This window comes from Alteromonas sp. ABH4_454 (assembly GCF_056311775.1).
This window is the reverse complement of the sequence record NZ_CM149972.1, coordinates 4,019,175-4,039,572: the sequence shown is the minus strand read 5'-3', so window position 1 is coordinate 4,039,572 and position 20,398 is coordinate 4,019,175. Positions and strand designations below refer to the sequence as shown.

General features: G+C 43.5%; 16 protein-coding genes. 8 read left to right on the top strand and 8 right to left on the bottom strand.

Annotated elements, in window-relative coordinates; genetic code table 11:
* Positions 1 to 207 precede the first annotated feature (207 nt).
* A complete protein-coding gene (locus ACYX4W_RS17665) occupies positions 208 to 1,719 on the bottom strand; it encodes a serine hydrolase domain-containing protein (RefSeq protein ID WP_476074058.1) in 1,512 nt (503 codons plus the stop codon).
* 92 nt (positions 1,720 to 1,811) lie between these two features.
* Entirely contained in the window at positions 1,812 to 2,990 is a 1,179-nt protein-coding gene (locus ACYX4W_RS17660) for an alpha/beta hydrolase-fold protein (protein ID WP_476074057.1), read from the bottom strand.
* Between the two features lie 522 nt (positions 2,991 to 3,512).
* Here ACYX4W_RS17660 and ACYX4W_RS17655 point away from each other — a divergent pair.
* From ACYX4W_RS17655 to ACYX4W_RS17640, 4 genes are all read left to right on the top strand, one after another.
* Entirely contained in the window at positions 3,513 to 4,697 is a 1,185-nt protein-coding gene (locus tag ACYX4W_RS17655; protein ID WP_476074056.1) for a PQQ-dependent sugar dehydrogenase, read from the top strand.
* A gap of 90 nt (positions 4,698 to 4,787) precedes the next feature.
* Entirely contained in the window at positions 4,788 to 5,471 is a 684-nt protein-coding gene (locus tag ACYX4W_RS17650) for a hypothetical protein (RefSeq protein ID WP_476074055.1), read from the top strand.
* Positions 5,472 to 5,496: 25 nt separating this feature from the next.
* The gene (locus ACYX4W_RS17645) at positions 5,497 to 7,443 is read left to right on the top strand and encodes an ATP-binding protein (RefSeq protein ID WP_476074054.1); all 1,947 of its coding nucleotides are present in this window, start codon (positions 5,497 to 5,499) and stop codon (positions 7,441 to 7,443) included.
* A gap of 120 nt (positions 7,444 to 7,563) precedes the next feature.
* Positions 7,564 to 8,016: a DUF3010 family protein gene (locus ACYX4W_RS17640; protein ID WP_474855125.1), complete on the top strand. Its 453-nt coding sequence runs from the start codon at positions 7,564 to 7,566 to the stop codon at positions 8,014 to 8,016.
* A 63-nt stretch (positions 8,017 to 8,079) separates the two neighbouring features.
* On the opposite strand, the gene ACYX4W_RS17635 is transcribed toward ACYX4W_RS17640, so the two are convergent.
* Genes ACYX4W_RS17635 through ACYX4W_RS17625 form a run of 3 tightly spaced genes read right to left on the bottom strand, consistent with a single transcriptional unit; the run spans position 8,080 to position 12,352 of the window.
* Positions 8,080 to 11,289 (bottom strand): tetratricopeptide repeat-containing hybrid sensor histidine kinase/response regulator, encoded by a 3,210-nt coding sequence (locus tag ACYX4W_RS17635; protein ID WP_476074053.1) that lies wholly within the window; start codon positions 11,287 to 11,289, stop codon positions 8,080 to 8,082.
* Positions 11,290 to 11,306: 17 nt separating this feature from the next.
* The gene (locus ACYX4W_RS17630) at positions 11,307 to 11,510 is read right to left on the bottom strand and encodes a hypothetical protein (protein WP_474855129.1); all 204 of its coding nucleotides are present in this window, start codon (positions 11,508 to 11,510) and stop codon (positions 11,307 to 11,309) included.
* Between the two features lie 14 nt (positions 11,511 to 11,524).
* Entirely contained in the window at positions 11,525 to 12,352 is an 828-nt protein-coding gene (locus ACYX4W_RS17625; RefSeq protein WP_476075493.1) for an SAM-dependent methyltransferase, read from the bottom strand.
* 175 nt (positions 12,353 to 12,527) lie between these two features.
* On the opposite strand from ACYX4W_RS17625, the gene ACYX4W_RS17620 reads away from it, so the two are divergent.
* Positions 12,528 to 12,968 (top strand): SRPBCC family protein, encoded by a 441-nt coding sequence (locus ACYX4W_RS17620; RefSeq protein ID WP_476074052.1) that lies wholly within the window; start codon positions 12,528 to 12,530, stop codon positions 12,966 to 12,968.
* Between the two features lie 201 nt (positions 12,969 to 13,169).
* On the opposite strand, the gene ACYX4W_RS17615 is transcribed toward ACYX4W_RS17620, so the two are convergent.
* From ACYX4W_RS17615 to ACYX4W_RS17605, 3 genes are all read right to left on the bottom strand, one after another.
* Positions 13,170 to 15,194, bottom strand: a complete 2,025-nt coding sequence (locus tag ACYX4W_RS17615) for a RecQ family ATP-dependent DNA helicase (protein WP_476074051.1) — start codon at positions 15,192 to 15,194, stop codon at positions 13,170 to 13,172.
* 130 nt (positions 15,195 to 15,324) lie between these two features.
* On the bottom strand, positions 15,325 to 16,017 hold the full coding sequence (locus ACYX4W_RS17610; RefSeq protein WP_476074050.1) for a transposase: 693 nt from the start codon (positions 16,015 to 16,017) through the stop codon (positions 15,325 to 15,327).
* A gap of 155 nt (positions 16,018 to 16,172) precedes the next feature.
* Positions 16,173 to 16,766 (bottom strand): hypothetical protein, encoded by a 594-nt coding sequence (locus tag ACYX4W_RS17605; protein ID WP_476074049.1) that lies wholly within the window; start codon positions 16,764 to 16,766, stop codon positions 16,173 to 16,175.
* Positions 16,767 to 17,210: 444 nt separating this feature from the next.
* Here ACYX4W_RS17605 and ACYX4W_RS17600 point away from each other — a divergent pair, with 444 nt between their 5' ends.
* The 3 genes from ACYX4W_RS17600 to ACYX4W_RS17590 all read left to right on the top strand — a co-directional run bounded on the left by ACYX4W_RS17600 (position 17,211) and on the right by ACYX4W_RS17590 (position 20,389).
* Entirely contained in the window at positions 17,211 to 18,332 is a 1,122-nt protein-coding gene (locus ACYX4W_RS17600) for a zinc-binding dehydrogenase (protein WP_476074048.1), read from the top strand.
* Between the two features lie 205 nt (positions 18,333 to 18,537).
* Positions 18,538 to 19,359, top strand: coding sequence for an endonuclease VIII (nei, locus tag ACYX4W_RS17595; protein WP_476074047.1), 822 nt, complete (start codon positions 18,538 to 18,540; stop codon positions 19,357 to 19,359).
* A gap of 97 nt (positions 19,360 to 19,456) precedes the next feature.
* Positions 19,457 to 20,389 (top strand): bifunctional helix-turn-helix transcriptional regulator/GNAT family N-acetyltransferase, encoded by a 933-nt coding sequence (locus ACYX4W_RS17590; RefSeq protein ID WP_476074046.1) that lies wholly within the window; start codon positions 19,457 to 19,459, stop codon positions 20,387 to 20,389.
* Positions 20,390 to 20,398: the final 9 nt, after the last annotated feature.

Here is a 20,398-nt window from a genome sequence, read left to right as displayed (position 1 = left end):
TCCTTGGCTTGTCGCTGATATTTCATAGTAACACTTGTTTCCCTTGAAAAACTAAATTCTGTTTTTCAAGGGAAAGAAAATGAAATGGCAACTTCGAGTAGATTTCGGCGAACTAAAAGATACCGGGTTATGGTAGCAATTGGCGTAAAAACTCGAGTCTTTCAAGATACAAACACCCGTTTGTAGTCTGAGGTTGCTCTCAGCCAACTACTCCTTCTTAGCACCCCGAATATTTCCATCCATCACAAGCGTCTTAACCTGCCCATTTTCTTCATCCATCTCAAGACGAATACTACTGCCATTCTTCGCAAAAAATAGCCCTTCACCCTCATGAAAATATTCTTCATTTTCAACATAAGGTAAGGCGTCAAGCACAAAGCCATTCGCTGTTTTTTCTAGCACCACATTTACAATAACTGGTTTTGTCACCGCATAGGTGCCAACGTATTGGCTCAGTTCGGCTTGGCTAATGGGTACTAGTGTTTTTATTTCAGGCTCAGAGTAACCGACGTCCAACGCTTCTTTTAAACGTATTTCTAGTTCAGTTATTAACTGCCTACCGTTGTTGCCGTTCGTCATAATGGCGTAGCCGTTTCCTGTATCTAGTTCAAGGTATAGCTGCGACATAAACCCAGCATCTGCGCCGCCGTGGCCAAAGCCCAGAATTTCTCCATCGTCACTCATGTTGATAAAAAAGCCGATGCCAACATTAGGTGCTTCGTTGGTTGGAGTATTGTTGGTTAACATTTCTTGCGCGGTGGCTTGCGATATCCAGTCTGTTTTTTGCCCTAAATATGCGCTGCGTACGCCGCTTGCCATTTTCAGCATGTCTGAGGGCGTGCTCCACATGCCAGCTGCTGCAAGCGTAGCGTAGGTATGGGCGCCACCTTTAATTGGCGCACCATCTCCGTCATATGGCGTAGCCATATTATTTGATAAGTTGGTAGATATGGGTTGTTCGAAGCCAGAACGCGTCATGCCTAGTGGATTAAACAAAAGCCGTTGCGACATGGTTGGTAAGGATTCGTTAGCTACGTCTTGCAAGGTAAGTTGAGCAAGCGTAGTGCCGCCACCTGAATAACGCATTTGCGTGCCAGGTTGAATATCAACAACAACGGCATCGGTATTGGCGGGAAATGCACCTTCTAGCACCTGCTGCAAAGTAGGTACTGGTTCGCCAGCTGCGTAACCAGGAAAGCCATGTACTGTGGTACCTGCCGTGTGACTCAATAATCTGCGCAATGAAACAACGTCTTGCCCAGTCCATTCGTGTTCAGGCAACTGCCAGCTGGTGAGTAAGGTACTAACATCTGCATCTAAATCTAGCGGGTTATCTTGGCGGTACTTCATCAATACTGCCGCAAATGCGGGTTTTGAAATACTGCCCGCTTGGAACACCGTGTTTTCATCAATAGCCAATTCAGTGGCTAAATCTTTAACGCCGCTTTGCATGGTCCAAGCTAGTTGCCCATTTCTCATAAACGCGACAGACACACCAGGCACATCATAATGCGCTTGTCTTTGCTCTAAAGATTGGTAATCAACCTCTTGCCCTTCAATTCGAATGCGTTCAGTAAGCCCAGTTTTTAAAAGGCTGGCTTCTTTTGATTCTGCGGCAGCAGAAGGGGAGGCGGGCAGGGTTTCAGGCTCTGTACAGCCCAATAACGAAGCTAAACAAAACGAAAGTGTTAAAGAGGAGAAGAGCTTGATTGATGTCATTATGTGTATTCCATTACGAGTGAACGTACCAGAGAACGTTCCTACTATTATTCGGTCAATGCTGACGATTTTCTAATTCAGGCACTTGATAGCTAGTCGCCTTTACCTTCCACAATCTTCTTTCGCAAGTTAGCTAGCCGCGTTTTAAAAGCACCATTCTCAACATTTTCTTCATAGCTCATTGCTAGCGCTTTCTCTCGCATTTCAAGTGCCATGGCTAAATCGCCGTTAGCTTCATAACCGTCTGCCAGGCTGTCGTAGGCATCAGATTTGTTAGGGAAGCGAGCTATATTTTTCTTAAATATTGCTATGGCAGAGTCAAAGTCTTGTTTGTTTAGTGCCGCATAACCCGCGTGGTTTACGGCTTTATATTCTGGCTTTGCTTCAAAAGCGTATTTTGCAGAAAGGTCTTTATAGTATTGCTCTACCGCAGGAATGCCTTCTTGTATTATCGCACCTGTTGGGCGTAACGAATTAAGCTGCTTTTGAAGCGCCAAGCTCATACCTGCAAGAGCAGTCGTATTGTGGCTTTCAGATGTATCTAGCTCCGTGTCAAAGGTAAACCCTTTTCGTTCGCTGCTATTTAGCAGTTCAACGTAACGTTCGTACGCGCTTAGCATGTTTCCACCTTCGTTACCCATATTGATATAAAGGTATTTGTTAAGGTCGCTATCTGACGCAAAGAACGCTTTTGCCTCTGGAAATATTACTTCTTCGTGCCACCACAAACTTGGGCTAAATGCGAAGTAAGCTTGAAACAGTTCAGGCCGCTTTTGCAGTGCGTACAAGGTAAAAAGGGCGCTTAATGAATGCCCAGAAACAATCGCGTAGTTGTTGGTGCGATAGTTTGCTTTTACGTAGGGCTTTAGTTCTTTGTCTAGAAAGTCTAGAAAATTGTCGGCACCACCAGATATTCCCCACGGGTTGTAGCTTTCATCATAGGTAGGTGTGAAGTCTAGCGTGCGCTCGGTGTTGGTAATACCGATAACAATCATTTCCTGCGCCATTCCAGACTGATTTAGAAGGTCAAGCGTGCCTACGGTATGAGCAAAATTACGCTGTCCATCTAGCAAATATAAAACTGGGTAGGTGGTGTCTTTGTAGCGGGAATAGTTATTAGGTAAATGAATAAGCAGTTCTCGCGACTCATTCAAAACTTCTGAAGTTATTGTTGTAACTACGGCCTCGCCTCGCACTTTGGCGTTTACGTTAAAGCTAAGGCTAAAAGTAAGTAAGGCACCGATAAAAACACAGGCAAGCTTTTGATACATTTGAAATTCCCTTTCCCGCTATCAAGGGCGAGTTTTTTTATTGTTTGTTTATCCTACGCTGTCATAGTCGCACTTGCTTGTCAAAAAATAGCCAAATAGTAGCCAGTTAAAAAGAAAAAAGCCGCAATCAGCAACGTGATGCGGCTTTCCGAGCTGGGCTGACAAGGCAGCCTTATAGAGCAATTGCGTAAAAGGGGTTAGCTAGAACGACCCTCACTCATAGCTGCCTGTTCAAATACCTTAACTCTAGACATATGATCACCTCCTTATCTTCGTTGCTAAAACTAAATCGAAAATAACATAGGCGGGGCTTAAGTAAAGTATGGCTTCATTAAAGAAAGTTTAGGGAAGTACATACCGTTCAAAATACAAATAACAAAACCACCGCGACAATATAAACCTGTTTAATTAAATCTACGTAACTAATGCTAACTGAAACCCTTTGCGCCGCCCGTTGACGTGTAATTAACGCCTCAACGTGTAACCAGTAGTACGCAAACCTTCAAAAAGGTTAGAACGCAGATGCAAACAACAAATACGCACAAAAACAGCATGAGCCGAAAAGCTGCACTATTGGTTATGCTTTTTGCTACCTCTTTTTTTACGTTTGGCCAGTCAAACTCATCTGAACAAATTGATATGAAAGGCAGTAATGGCACGACCGTTAAAGGTAGTGTTCAAGCTACCTTCGACAGCCCTTGGGCCATGACGTTTTTGCCAGATGGGCACAGCTTGGTAACGGAAAAGGCGGGCACTTTATGGCTGCTTGATGAAAACCAGCAAAAGCGTTTTGCGGTAAGTAATGTGCCAAATGTTACTGCGCGTGGGCAGGGCGGTTTGGGGGACGTTATTATTCACCCTGACTTTGCGTTAAACAACACGATTTATATTTCCTACATTGAACGAGATGAAAAAGACGATGCGTTTAGCGGTGCGGTAATAGAGCGTGCTACGCTAAGTATTACCGGTAGTGGAGCGAAGCTGTCTGATAGAGAGCTAATTTGGCGTCAGTCGCCGAAGATGACGGGAAACGGCCATTATTCACATCGCATGGCATTTTCGCCGGACGGCCGTTTGTTTATTACCTCGGGCGAGCGCCAGAAATTTACGCCAGCCCAAAATATGGCAATGAATTTAGGTAAAGTTGTACGCTTAAACGACGACGGTAGTGTGCCAGAAGATAATCCGTTTTATGGTCAAGGCAGCGTAACCGAACAAATTTGGACGCTAGGGCACCGCAATCCGCTAGGTATAGATTTTGACGAGCAAGGGAATTTATGGGTTCACGAAATGGGGCCGCGACATGGAGATGAACTTAACCTTATCGAAAAAGCTCGCAACTACGGTTATCCCACTGTGTCGCAAGGCGACCATTATTCGGGCGTAAAAATTCCTAATCACGAAGAGATTCCTATTTTTAAATCGCCCGAGTTAGCGTGGGTGCCTGCTATCAGCCCTGCCGGTTTTATTATTTATAAAGGCGATAAATTTCGCGACTGGAAAGGTAACGGCTTTATCGGTGGTTTGTCTTCAAAAGCGCTGGTGCGTGTTGCTTTTGGTAAAGATGAAGAAGGCAAGTGGAAAGTGGAAGAAGCAGAGCGTTACGAATGGGGTAAACGCGTACGTGAAGTCGAGCAGGACAGCATGGGTAATATCTATGTGCTTGAAGATAAGGAAGGTGGGCGTTTGATTAAATTAAGCCAGTAAAACGTAAGCACGTTATTATTTGGCTTGTTGATGTGATAGTTTTCAATTCACGCTCAAATATGGAAAACGGAAACAAATTTTAGGAACTCTATGATTCAATCTCCTCAAAACTTTAACTTTGAACGTTGTGAAGACGAGCCAATACACATTCCCGAAAGTGTACAAAGTTATGGGTTTCTTATCGCGTTTAGCTACGACGATTTAAATATCTCAATTGTTAGTGAAAACAGCGACACGATATTTGCTGAGAAGATCATAGGTAAAAACTTTTTAGATATTCTTTCCTCTGATACTAATGAGCGCGCGTTTCTTGAAGAAACCTTCGATAGAGTGTCGAAGAGCAAAATACGGCTGCCCATTAAGCTGATTTTAAATTCGTCGCTTTTAGTAGAAGGGGAAGCAGGAGATTATTTAGCGGTTGTTTACGATTCAGGTCATCATTATGTGGTCGAACTCGAGCCTGCTACAGAATTTAGAGATGCCTACAGCGCAGAGCAATTCATTAAGCTTTATTCAATGTCTATCGCGCCACGCTTCAAGGAAATGACATCTCTCGGTGAGATGGCGCAAGAGATGGTGTCGACCATTAAATATCTCACTAACATGGATAGAGTGGTGCTTTACAAGTTCAACGATGACTACTCAGGTAAGGTTATCGCGGAAGCTAAGGCTGAAGATATGGAGTCTTATCAAGATTTGTACTTTCCCGCTTCAGACATACCAAAACAAGCCAGGGAGACTCTACAAAACAAATTGGGTACGGTTAACGCCTGATACAGAATTGCCCCCAGCTAGATTGGTGCCGTCCATCGAGGAGACTGGAAGAGACCGGTTAGACCTCACTCGTTCGCTGTTGCGCACTTTCTCGCCTATTCACCTTCAATATATTAGAAACCAAGAGTTACGCGCGTCGTTTTCCATATCTTTAGTTACAGACGGAGAGTTATACGGGCTTATTTCATGTCATCATCGCGAGCCTTGTTATATCCCTCAAAATGTTAGGCTGCAGTGTGAAAACTTAAGCCAGTTATTTAGCTGGCATCTGTTGGCAAAAGAAGAAGAAATAGCCAAGCACAAAAAATATGTCACCGACGAAGCCGTGGATGCCATGCTAGACAAAATAGGGCCAGCAAATCCTATCAGTCGCGTGGTGAAAAGCGGTGAACGGGCGTTTTTAGATGCGCTTAATAGCTCTGGGTTTGTTTACTATTCGCAGTATGAAACCATTACGCTTGGTGAGACCTTACCAATAGAACTTATCAAAGATATCTTTTCTAAAGCGAGCGGCGAAGGCGGTTTTCCTTACACTAACGATTCACTTTATGATGATTATCCTGAAGCGCGAGAGTATGGAATAGCGGGTATTATGATTATCCCGCTGTTTGAGAAAAAGCAGTACTTTACCGCTTGGTTTAGAAAAGAAACCCATCGCGTTCAAAAGTGGATTGGCGCTGAAGATGAAAAATCTGAAGATGCGCCAAAAGCAGAACGTCTTAAACCCCGTTCGGCGTTTACTATCCATACACGCATAATTAAAGGGCGTTCAACAACATTTGATAAAACTGACGTCGATACTGCCAACCGGTTAAACAGGATGTTTTTGGTTTATGCACTTGATGTGCAAGAACGTATGCATATCAGTATCCAAGAACTTGAAAAGCAGGATAACTACAGAAACGAATTTCTTGCTACCTTGGCGCATGAGTTGCGAAATCCATTGGGCCCAATTATGTCGGGCGCAAGCATTTTAGAATCGGTTGATGATGATAAAACCCGCAAAAGAGTAACGGCAATTATAAATCGTCAAGCCGAATACATGTCCAAACTCATTAACGATTTAATGGACGTATCTCGTATTACGCGAGGCAAGGTTAAGCTTGAATTTGAGCGATTAAGTATTCAAGACGTGCTTTCCGATTCTCTTGAAATTGTCGAACAGCAAGTAAAAGCGAAGAAACACGATATAACCGTAAATTGTCTTGAGGAAGATGTGACCGTTTACGGCGACAAAGCACGTTTAAGCCAGATCTTCTCTAACATTATTCACAATGCGACCAAGTATACAAAAGAGTCTGGAAAGATTGTTGTAGATATCAGAAAAGAAGGCGTGATGATCGTCGTTTCTGTGAAAGACAACGGAATGGGTATTCCTGAAGATAGGCTAAAAGATGTGTTTAACATGTTCACTCAAATTGAAGCTCATTCTACGCATACCAAAGGCGGTCTTGGCATTGGCCTTACCTTGGTGAGTAAGCTTGTGGCTTTGCATCACGGTGAAGTCTCTGTAGTGAGTGATGGCGTTGACCAAGGCAGTACCTTCGAGGTAAGGCTACCTATTTCCAAAACCGCTTACGAACAGACAGAAAGTACAGAACTCGAGTCTACAGTTCAAAGCAAAGGTAAAGTAATGTTTGTGGACGATAACGCAGACCTTATCGACGCTTATTGTTTGCTGACTGAATCGATGGGGGTTACTGCTCTGGGCATTACCTCGCCTAAGGAAGCTGTTGAAGCATTTAAAACCTTCAAACCTGACTATGCATTTCTAGATATCGGCATGCCAGATATAGACGGTTACGAGTTAGTTAAAATGCTTAAGGCGTTACCTGAAGCGGAGAATACGAAATTTTATTCTCAAAGCGGGTGGGGGTCAGACAAATACGTAGAAGACTCTAAATCAGCTGGGTTCGACGAGCACTTTGTAAAACCCTTGTCTAAAGAGACTATTAAGTCTGTGCTAAGTTAGGTTTGCTAGGCCGGCCAGTGCGGTAGCCAAAGATTGGTGCTGAGTAAAGAAAAGTGCTCACAAGTGAATAACAGCTGCGAAACGGGTTATAATAGCAGGCAAACGTAATTAGGAATAAATATGAAAGTCTGTGGTATAGATTTAAAAGGTAACGAAGCAATTATTAGTTTAGTGTCGCTAGCTGACGGTTTGTTTCATTTGCCCGACTGCCGTACGCGCCGTTTAACCCTTGCCGATACCAGCGCTAAGGGCTTAAAAAGCTTTCAAAGCACCTTCGCAAAGCTTGTCGAAGACTATAAAATTGATGCGGTAATCATTCGCCAACGCCAAAGCAAAGGCAAATTTGCGGGAAGTGCAATTGGCTTTAAGCTAGAGGCAGCTATTGAGTTAATTGATGGGTTAGAAGTTATTGTATTTAGCCCTACAGATATTAAAGAATCGCTACGCAGAAACCCGCTAGCAGTTCCGTTCTCTGAAACTGGTTTAAAACAGTTCCAAGAAACCGCGTTTACTACAGCATATGCATGGCTGATGAAAAATGAGTATGCGTCGCAAGAGTCTAGTGAAGGCTAATCATTAGCCGCCTGTTGCTTGCTAATACAAGTAAGGCCTACATATTTTTGTAGGCTTCGCTATTTACCCCATCATCCCCTTAACTTTTTCACCTAATTCCAACAAAGCGCCGTGAAGGGTTTCCAACTTTTCATTAAAGTCGTCGGTTGTTTTATGTTCGTTGCGCTTTATGGTTAGCTCTATCGTGCTTGCTAATTCTGCAAGCGGAAATGCGCCGATATATCGAAGCGCCGTTGTGAAGATGTGCGCTATTCTTGCGATGGAAGGGTAGTCATGGGTATCAATGGCTTGTTTGAGCGCGCTTATCTCACCTTCTAAAGCCACAAAATCGTTAAGCAAGTCGTTATAAAGCGTTTCATCACCAAGCAAGGTTTCTAGGGCTTTTGATTTGTCTATTAACGTAAGTGAATCAGTCGCTATGAGCTTGTCTTTAGCGACTTCTGAGGTGGCCGAAGACTGTCTTTTATCCAATACCTCAACAAGTACATCAAAAAAGCGATTAGGGTCGACTGGTTTATTTATATGGCCATCCATGCCAGCCGCTAGGCTTTTATCAATGTCCTGTTGCATGGCATGAGCGGTTGTGGCGATGATAGGTAAAGTTAACTTCAGCTCTTCTCTAATGTGTTTGGCTGCCGTTAAACCATCCATTACCGGCATCTGAATATCCATCAATACTACGTCGAATGCGCTGTCTTTACGCAGTATGCTTATTGCTTCTAAACCATTATTGGCAACTTCAATTGAGGCTTTGGTTTCAGCTAAAAGGCCAATCGTTACTTTTTGGTTGAGTGCATTGTCTTCAGCAAAAAGAATACGTGTACCTTTTAAGTTAGGCACTGTTGGTTTGTCTTTAGGCAAGGCTTTAGTTTTTACGTTAAGACAAAGCTCTTGCAGTTCATCTATCAGTTCACTCGTGCTAAATGGTTTCTTAATAAAGTTTCGTATACCAAGTTGGTTCGCCTGTTCTCTCATACGTGGCGATTCAAACGCATAGAGCATGATCACTTTTGGCTGCTTAATTGAAAACTCTTGGCTCATTATTGCCGCTACATCCAGGCCATCTATATCTGGCATATTCCAATCTAAAATGAGGACGTCGTAGGGTGATGATGCGGCTAATGCTGCGCGCATTTTTACAACCGCGTCTTTTCCGCCAGAGGCGATATCAGCTTGAATGTTGGCCATTGAAAGAGCTTCAGAAATTGCGTCTCGCGATGCTTCAATATCGTCTGCGATAAGCACTTTCAGTGCAGAAAGCTGCTTAGATGGCGAAATAATTTGTTGAGAAGCGTCCTGCGTCACTTTTACGGTAAAGTGAAAAATAGAGCCTTTTCCTAGCTGGCTTTCTACCCAAATTTCGCCGCCCATTAAAGCGGTGAGCTGTTTACAAATTGCTAGGCCTAAACCTGTGCCACCATAGCGCCTTGAAATGGACTCGTCACCTTGATTAAACGGTTGGAACAGTTGGGCTTGATGGGCGCTACTTAAGCCAACGCCTGAATCTTTCACTTCAAACTCAAGTTGAATATCGTCTGCGGTTTGTGTGCACCTAACGCTTACTGAGATAAGACCATCTTCAGTGAATTTAAGCGCGTTACTTAGTAGGTTGTTAAGCACTTGCTGTATACGCAACGGGTCGCCAATCAAGTTTAGCGGCACGTCTCGAGAAATATGTTGTATAAGTTCTATGTGCTTTTCTTGTGCGCGAGTTAGGTGCAGTCTAATAGTTTGGTTTACTAAAGCATCCAAATTGAATTGCGTCGACTCGATATCCAGCTTGCCAGCTTCAATTTTAGAAAAATCGAGAATGTCGTTGATTATACTGAGTAGCGTTTGCGATGCGCCTTCAATCTGAATCAGATTGGTTTGCTGATCTTTGTCTTCTGCAGCGCGTTGAGAAAGCTTGGTAAGGCCTATAATTGCGTTTAGCGGTGTTCGAATTTCATGGCTCATACGAGCCAGAAAATCTGACTTCGCTTTGGTCGCTTTGCGTAAGTCCAGCGTCAGCGTATTAAGGGCTTTTCGTTGTAGTCGGGTTCTAAGCCATAGCCCAACTACTAAACCTAATGAAAGAATAACAAAGCCAATAAAATAAAGTTGCTGAGTGTTCTTTTTCTGTTGGATAAGGTTTCGCTGTTCTTTGAGCTGATTGTCTTTTTCTAGAAGCTTTATTGTCTCTTCTTTTTCGGACACGGCTAATCGCACGCGGTGTAGCGCCATCAGCCTCGACTGTTGCTCATTAAAGCTTTTCTTGAATGCTTGCTTATACTGCTTAGAATAGCTAAGTGCGGCTTCCAAGTTGCCGTTTTCCTCGTGAAGCTCGATAAGTTGGCTTAAAAGGTCGGTAACCAATACTTTGTCATTTTTAATGACGTCTTTTTCAAGCCCAGCTTCAAGTTCGCTGATAGCAAGCTCAATTTCACCCTGTTGTTTATAGATGTCTACAAGATGAAGAAGGTGAGAGCCTTCGTTATAGCGAAACCCAACCTGACGGTCGGCTTCTGACGCTTGATTCAGTTTCTTTAATGCTTCGCTCAAATTCCCTTGTGCAATGTGAAGCTCTACCATGGCGCTGTGTACAATGCCGATGAAAGGGTAGTTAGCTTCGCGAAGTAAATTTTCAGCTAACAATAGGCTTACTTTCGCATTTTGATATTCGCCTAACGCACGTTGTGCATACCCTTGGAAAAAGTATGCGGTTCCTTCTCCCTCTTTATTATTAAAACGTTGCGCTGCAGCCAAATACTGATGCGCAAATGTCAGCATCAGTTCATAATTTTTTAGCGACATGTAAACGTTGCCCATGGCGCTATACACCAAAAGAACGCGGTCGCTTCCTACTTCATTGTAAAAGTCTAGCGCTTGGTGCATGGCTTCTAGTGCGCTGGCATGCTCGCCTGAAAAGTCTAGAATTAAGCCCTCTAAACGATACGATTCTGCAAGCGCCCGCAGATTTTCTGATGAATTCGCATACTTTCGGGCTTCAAGTAATGCTTCGTAGGCCGACGCATAATCCTGTTTTAAAACATAAAAATACGATTTAATGTTTAAGAATTGTGCATGTTCGAAAGCATCTGGCTGAGCTGCAAAAAAAGCATGCAATTCTGTAAACGTATTTTGAACGTTCGGGTCGTTCTCTTGAATTCGAGCTCTAAGCTCAGAAAGCTGATGTACGGCAGAGGAAACCTTGTCTTGCGGTGTAGCGAGAGCGCGCGCAGGCAGTGTCATTAGGGCAATGACACTAATAATGCACAAGACAAAGCGCTTCATAATTCGCTTACTATGAGTTAGTAGCTAACAACACGAATCGTCTTACTGGTATCGTCAAAGCGCTTAGATAATTCGTCCCAGTTTTTATCTGCAATAATTTTTACTTCATCGGCAGATAAGCCGTATTTCTTTGCTGTTGCAACAGGGTCGCTTTTGTAGGCGTCCATAAGCTTACTGTTGGTATCTAGTTCAACCATGAAATCTTGAATAGATTTTGCCATTTTTATTATCCTTTTTAATTTACAGTCGGGTTTCTATAGTTAGTCACTTGTTTTTCTGTTAGCCCTAGCTTTGCTAATCGGTCCTGCCTATACGCTGGCATTCCTTTGGAAGGAACAACGAGAGTAGAGATTAAAGTGGGTTTTGCGAATTCTAGTTCACGAAGCAGAACTTTTTCTATTTTGGGTTCGCAAAGTGGCAGTGTTGCTGCTTCATAAATAATAAGTTCGTGATCCGCTGGATAATGCTCTGCCAATATATCTGCCAACATGGCTAGCCCTGATTGGCTATGACTTGCATCTAATACGCTCAATGTGGCTTCTCCGGCTAAACCAATTTGCCAGATTATTTGAGTCATATGTGGGTCGATGCGGTAATCGCGAAACAGAAACTGTGTGGCTTCGTAAGACTGGCAGCCAAAGCGTGAGGGGTCTATGCCTAAATCGGCAATTAAGCAGTCTTCTGCCGATACACCGGGCAACATTTTTGCCTCTAAGTTCATCTGTTGAACACGGCGGACAGCTTCATGAGAGGGGGTAACAAAAACACCAGGGTGACCATAAAAAGCAACGCAAACTTTATTGCCTTCTACTACAGAGTCTACAATTCTATCGGCCATTTGAGAATAGGTGAGGGCGCGGGATTTACCTTCTTCATAAAGGTCGTCTAGCGATACACTATTAGGATTAAGTTTGGTTACCACGTGTTCGCCAATTTTGTTCATGATGCCCATGAAGACGATGTCGGCATTTTCAATATGGCTTCTAGCGGAAAGCGTCATTTGGCCTGCAACACTAATGCCTGTGCCGACCACAACGAGTGACCCTTTTTTATTGGTGTCCATACTTCCTATACCGTCTACGACACTGTTGTTTTGCCCACTATAAAATAGAATTAAGGTTTTTGCTATATTCACAAGTTAGCCCAAGACCAATAAATTATATTAAGTAACCGTTTGATTGTGTTTAGGCTATTATCGAAAAATATCGCTAATAAGAATGTATAAAAAGGATTAAAGCGTGTTCTCAATTCATGTAGAGCGAACCATAAATAAACCTATTAAAGAGGTTTTTTCCATATTAAGTGACCATGCTAACTATGCACAGTTCAAAGCTATTGAGCAGTCTAATTTATTGGTTAAAGGTAAACATGAACCAAATGGGCTGGGTGCTGTACGTGAAATTATTTCTGGGGGCTCGAACCTTCACGAAGAGATAGTGGCTTACGAGCCGCCTTATAAACTAGGCTACAAAGTGGTGAAGTCGAAGCCTTTACCATACGATCATCAGTTAGGTGAAATAACACTGAAAGAAGAAGATGGAAAAACGCATGTTACTTGGCGCTCGAAGGGGCACATTACCATTTTTCTTTTAGGTAGCCTTTACTTTGATATACAGATTCAAAGCGTTGGGAGCCGTGCCTTCGGCAGCATTCTAAAGCAGATAGATAATATGGCGTAATCAGGCGTAATCAATCGTAATCAGGTGGAATAAAGCGTAATTGAGCGTAATCAGGCGTTAGCGTTAAAGTTTCGCTAATCCGGTGGTAACATGGCTCATGTAACGGGCATATAGTAAGAAGCATATGCCCGTTTTTAGTAACAGGCACGAGTTTAATTTAAGGCTGGTCCGTTATTGGCCCTTAACAGCTGGTTCTACAAGTCATTGGCATAGAGCTGTGTTCACTTCTTCTAGAACGTCTGCATATCGGCAGTGTTCAAAACTGCCAAATCCTTTCACTTGTCTTATTTTTAAGCGGCTAAATAAAGGCATAGTCATGCCAGTCAGAAAGCGGCAATAAATAGTAGGGGTGATAGTGCCTTCAAACTTACCGCTTAAGTGCGCTTTCAGCGCTGTCATAGCTTCAGATACATGCTTACTATCTGGTGTTGAAATTGGTGATGAATTGCTAAGCTTTGCCACATCGCCTTTACATACACTGCAATGTCCACATGCCTTTGGAGCTTTAGTATCATCAAAATATGCTGACAAGTTGTGGCTTAAGCAGGTGTTTTGTTCGAAAAAGCTTACAAGTGCGGCGATGCGCTCAACCTCTTTACGCTCGTTTTCAGCAAAATAGTGGGCTAGTTTGTTTGTCAAATCGCCGTTTTGCAGTAGTTCGTTGTTAACACGATATACATCTGTAATTAAGCGCGATGCAAGCTCTACATGATTGTGCTCGTGCAAGTATTCTAAGGCAGCCACTACTCTAGAACGCTCTGCGCCGTAGTGCTGATAAATACTGTCAAAATCGACCACGCCCCAGACTTTCTTCATATTTGAATGGGTAAATACGGCATCTAGAAAGCGCGCGCGCTCTTCTGAAAACAGACTTAATATAGTGGCTTTATCTGTAATGAAGCGGAATTTGTATTCTGCGAAATAGGCAAATAACGGGCGAATAACGTTGGCAAGCTCAAGCTGTACTAACAGCGTTTTAAGAGGTAGCTGACGAATATTACTCGCACTTGATAAACTGTTTATCTGTGTTTCCCATTGGTATACGCTAGCTTCGTTTTCAATTGATGGGTTAGTTTGGTTAACTGCATCTTGCATTTCTCTATTATGCGTTACTCTTTTTTCCATCGCAGGGGCTTGGGACTTAATGTCGTTAAGTACGCGTTCAATAGCGCTTTTATCTGGCGTGTCGCCGTAAACAAAGTTTTCTATGGTGATAAGCCCATCTAGATTTGCGAGAACTGTACAGTTTGCTGCTTCTCCATCCCGTCCGCCCCTGCCAATTTCCTGGCTGTAGTTTTCGATAGATTTTGGCAGGTCGTAATGAATTACAAAACGAATATCTGCTTTATCTATGCCCATACCAAAGGCAATAGTAGCCACAACAACTTGAAGCTTATTGTGCATGAAGTCTTGTTGGATACTTTGTCTTATTTCACTGTCGAGGCCAGCGTGGTAGGCCTTCGCAGTAAACCCTTGCTGCTGCAAAAAGCGCGCTACTTCCTCTGCGCTATTTTGTAATGTAACGTAAACAATCCCAGCACCTTGTTGTTTTTGAATTTCTTCAATCAATGCTTGGTTTTTATGGGGCTCGAGAACAGGGCGCACATATAAATTTAAGTTAGGTCGATAAAACCCTGTTTGAATAATATTGGCAGGCGCGATATCAAAGCGGGCCGACATATCTTCTTTTACTTTTTTAGTGGCCGTTGCTGTAAGTAGTAATACCAGGGGGATATTAAGCTCTTTTTGGTAGGCAGGAAGCTTAAGGTAATCAGGGCGAAAGTTATGGCCCCACTCAGAAATGCAGTGCGCTTCATCAACCACCAACATACTGACCTGAACGGATTCAATAAACTGCCTAAAGCGCTCGTTCTTAAAGCGTTCCACTGACACCATTAAAATTTTACACTGCCCTGAACGCACGTCATTCATCACTTGCTTGTTTTGCTCAGGTGTTAGCGTGGAATCTATGCTAGCTGCCGCAATGCCTTTACTATGCAAAAATTCTAGCTGATCTTTCATTAGCGCCAGTAATGGAGAAACCACCAAAGTTAAATGTGGCAGCTGCGTAGCGACGAACTGGTAACACAAAGATTTGCCCGAACCAGTGGGAAAGATCGCTAACGTGGAATGCCCACTAAGTAGAGAATCCACCGCCTCTTTCTGCCCCTCACGAAACGCCGAAAAACCAAAAGTTTGCTGTAAAATATTGGGGTCAGAGTACATTAATTTATTTCCAAACAGTTTGTCGTTAAGTGTTTGCCGTTTTGCGTTGATTGAACCAACGCGACGTTTTCATAAAATTTAAAGGGGTCAGAGTACATTAAGCTATTTCCGATTGATCAGTGGTCAACTGTTAACTGGTTTGCGGTGGTCTACCCAAAGTTTCGTGCTTTAAGCGGTGCCCAGTTAGCGTTTCAATTTCTAACTTGAAAGTATCACTTCCTAGTACTAACCCCTTTCGTGTACCGCTTTGTATTTTATCGATGACAGTTTGTGGTAATTCTTCTTTGAACAAAGCACGGTAGTTCGCAAGTCGCTGATTTTGTGTGGTTCCTAGGTTCAAAAACACAAGATGTGGAGTGCATAGTGTCGAAGATGTGCCTAGCGCATTGATCCTATAGCTTGACCATTTGTATTCAACCGGTTTTTCAACCATATTCGCCCTAACGGGGTTAAGCTCAATATATCTGTAAACTGTAAGAAGATATTCATCTTTGGAAACTAAGCTGGAATGAAACCTTCCTTCCCACAACGTCCCAGTACGCTCGTATTTATGATTAAAGTACCTCACATACATGCGTCCAAGCGCCTGCATCATCTTACTTACTCCGAGGTTATCAAGGTTAGGAGTGCAAAGTAAATGAACGTGATTAGTCATTAATACCCAAGCATGTATACCGACGTTGAACTTCGAAGAGAACTTTTTAAGCCAGCTTATATAAGCGATATAGTCACTCTCACACTTAAAGCATACTGAGCGGTTGTTGCCTCTTTGTATCACGTGTTGAGGGTAGCCAGCGGGGGCCAAACGGGGTTTTCTCGCCATAGCTTCACAAGATTCCTATCTATTTTTTATATTAAGATGAGGGAATTAAATACAGGCGGCAATCCTGTACCTGCTAAAACTGGCCTAAGGGGCAATTCATCATACAGTAGCGGGCTTCAAAGCAGTGACGGGGCAGAAAATGTACTCTGACCCCATTATTCGTAGCCCCACGGTACGCTGGGAAGGGTAGTGGTGTGTGTGGTGTCAAAGTCTACTTGTACTTCGCGCGCTGGGCGAATCAATCGGTAGCTAAAGCGGTTGGGGTAAATCATCATTTGCCACACGTTATCTGTGGATGCTGCAATCCCAGATTCTATAAATAATGCTTTTGAGTAGGCGTCCGCAGGGAATGATTGAACTTGGGCGTATCCTTCATCTACAGTGTGCCCGCCGTACATGGTTGAAGAATGGAAACTGCCGTCTTTATTTCTGTGGTCGTGTTTTAACATAAGACCAGCGCCAGTCTTTGTTAATATCCATGTGCGGGACGCGTCATCACCCACATGAAAAGGGATCTGAATCTCTGAGTCTGTGCACTTTCGTATGTGCATTACAAGCTCTGCATCACCGAAGGTATTACCTACATTATCTTTACTCACTTTTCCTTGAAACGCTTTTCCGCAGTGCGCTTTTATTGAGTTAAAAAACGCGTCCTGGGTAGGAATTGAGACCAAAGGTGCAGCTTTACCAAACGCCACATTGCTTATTCCAACAAGACCAAGACAGAGGTAGGCAAAATGTTTATTCATTTCTATTCGCTATAACAATCCTAAACACGGCATTACAGTGTAACTCATCTAAATAATGGGGTCAGAGTACTTTAATTGATATATGTTTTATGGCTGTAAAAAGTATATTGGTTAATGCACTTGTGAGGTAACAACATCTACTCATATCCAATTGGCTTGCCGAATGGAGAGTGAAGTTGAGAAATGTACTCTGACCCCAACTTTTTCTTCTAGCGCGGCAATAAGCTTGGTTTTCGGGTGCTTTCTTGTGATGCGTGAACTGAGTTCTGCGCGAGTTTGTGAGCGAGCTAATGGGTGGGCAGGAAAAATGTACTCTGACCCCATTTTTATGGTGTATAAACCGTCGAAACGCATATGTATTCGAAATATAAATACTGCTGATAGTGGTGGCGTGTTAGCTTAACAGTACATAGAGCGTTTAATTTTTAGGGCACAAAAGTCAACATGAACAAATCTAAACAACTATTTACGCTAATTACATCAGAAGGTGAGCTTCAGGTATCGCTAAAAGAGGTAGATGTTCCAGAGCCGAAGGCACATGAGGTTATTGTACGCATGGAAGCCTCTCCAATAAACCCGTCAGATATGTGGCCCATGTTTGGCCCGGCAAGTCTTGATAAAGCCACTTTCGATGCTGATAAAAATGCATTGATTGCGCCGGTACACAAGCCTTTACTTAGCCGTATTAAGTCTCGTCTCGACCAAACTTTGCCTATCGGAAATGAAGGTGCAGGTACGGTTGTTAAGGCAGGTGAAAGCCCGGAGGCGCAAGCATTAATGGGCAAAACCGTATCTATTCTTACGGGCGCAGCGTACACCGAGTTTGCCTGTGTGCCTGTGCAGGCATGTTTACCTCATATGGATAGCACTACGCCGCAACAAGCCGCGTCTTCATTTGTTAATCCGCTTACTGCACTTGGTATGGTTGAAACCATGCGTATGGAAGGGCACAAAGCCTTGGTTCACACTGCAGCGGCGTCTAACCTTGGGCAAATGCTGAACAAGATTTGTTTAGAGGAAGGCGTAGAGCTAGTCAATATCGTGCGTAGCCAAGAGCAGGTAGACCTGCTTAAAGGTATTGGCGCGAAAATTGTGCTGGATTCTAGCAGTGAGAATTTCAAAGCTGAACTTTACCAGGCCATAGACAGCACTGGTGCTACGCTTGCGTTCGACGCCATTGGCGGCGGTGAGCTAGTTAGCGATATCCTTACCATGATGGAAGCGTCGGGCAGTAAAGATGCAAAAGGCTTCAATACCTATGGCTCGGACAGCAATAAACAAGTGTATATCTACGGTGGCTTAGACTTCTCACCGACTATTTTGAACCGTGCTTATGGTATGACGTGGAGCATTGGTGGTTGGTTGCTAATGCGCTTCTTAGGCAAGCTTGATAAGAAGCGTGTAGGCGAGCTTTATCAAAAAGTGGCTACGGAAATTAACACAACCTTTGCTTCGTCTTACAGTAAAGAGTTAAGTCTTGAAGAAGCACTACAGCCAGAGAATGTGGCTTTGTATAATGCGAAGAAGACCGGCACTAAGTATTTGATTGTGCCAAACAAGGGTTAATCAGCGAAACGTTAAAATACGGCAAACTTAGCTTAACTTTGATTCATAAAAGGGTCTGTTGATCTTTGATGTACTAACTTCGGTTTAAAGTACATTAAAGGGCTACAGGCCTTTTTTGTATTCGTTATCATATAGCTGCAAAGAAGCTGAAAATGATGCGAAGTAACCAGTAAACAGTAACCGAGATAAAGGTATTTAAGATAGCATGCCTGAAGGCCCAGAGATCCGTCGCGCTGCGGACAAAGTCGAAGCAATAATTAAAGATACTCCCTTAGAAAAAGTAGAGTTTGGGTTAGCGCAGCTTAAACCCTACGCTCAGCAGTTAGAAGGCGAAAAAGTGCTGCACATGGAAACCCGTGGCAAGGCGTTAATCACCCATTTCAGTAACGCGCTTTCTATGTATTCACACAATCAGCTTTATGGCGTGTGGCATACCTGTAAACGCAACGAAATACCGGATACTACCCGCCAGCTAAGGGTAGGGCTTCATACCGCAACACACAGTGCTATTTTGTATAGCGCGTCTGACATAAGTATTTGGCCAACACAAACTATTCATGAGCATCCGTTTTTGCAGCGGGTAGGGCCTGATGTACTAAACGATTCAGTGACAGAAAAGTTGGTACTAGAACGCTTACGTTCAAAAGCGTTCTATAATCGAGCACTAAGTGGTTTATACCTAGATCAGCGCTTTATGGCGGGGCTAGGCAACTACCTTCGCAGCGAAATACTATTTGCAGCAGGCGTTCACCCATCACTCAAACCTTCTCAATTAGATGATGAGCAGCTGCGCAGCTTGGCACATCACACCTTAGCCATATGCAAACGCAGCTATGAAACAGGTGGCTATACCGTGTACACAGAATTACGCGAAGTGCTTGAAGCAAAAGGCGTTAACTTTGAAGGCACGCGGTTTATGGTGTTCGACAGGGAAGAGCAGCCTTGTAGAGTCTGTGCCACTCCAATAAAACGCCAAACCTATAACGGGCGACGTCTCTATTGGTGTAGCCGGTGCCAGGCGAAGTGAACCACATCCCCGAATTTTGATGATCAAATAATAATCTGTTTGACTTGTCTCCAATTACGATTAATCATATCCGTAACTGGTTACGGAGTTTTGTGAAATGAAGACATTTAATGAATTGGGGCATATTGCATTAGGTACTGCCTTACGTCAGTTAGCCGCGCAGGTGTCAAAGGATGCGGAAAATACCTATGCGAAATTTGGATTTGCGATAGAGCCAAAGTGGTTTCCAGTATTTTACGTGCTCGCGTCAAAAGGTGCTGATTCTGTCGTGAATATCGCTAAAGAGATAAATCATTCTCACGTGTCGGTGAGTAAAATCGTAAAAGAAATGAAAGCACGCGACCTTATTGAAAGTTATAAATCGAGCGACGACTCGCGGGTTACGCTGGTGGCTTTAAACGATAAAGCGAAAGCGATGGTGCCCCAAATGGAAAAGCAGTGCGATGCCATAGACGCTGCCATGCGCGAGCTAAAAGATGAAACGGGTATCGATTTATGGGAAGCGGTGAGCGTAGTTGAAAGGCATCTTCGATATCGGCCTATTAGTGCAAGAGTGGACGGTGACTCGCCTGATATTAAGGTGGCCGATTATGCGCCAAAGTATCGCGAGGCATTTAAATCGCTCAATGTAGAATGGATAAGCAAATATTGGGAGTTAGAGGAGCCCGACTTTAAAGCGCTCGACGACCCTGAAGGCTACATTTTGAATCAGTCGGGTGTGATACTGATCGCGTTAGATAAGGGCGAACCCATAGGCTGCTGTGCACTTATCAAACAAACTGACGATACGTTTGAACTTGCCAAAATGGCGGTGTCTCCCAAAGCTCAAGGTAAAGGGATAGGGCTGCTGTTGGGTAAAAGCATTGTCGAAAGAGCGAAATTGATGGGATTAAAGCAGCTTTATTTAGAGAGCAATTCGGTACTTAAGCCCGCAATACGTTTGTACGAAAAGATAGGGTTTAAGCATATTAAGCGGGCTTCATCGCCTTATGCTAGATGTGATGTGCAGATGGAGCTACGATTAAAATAGTCTGGGTGT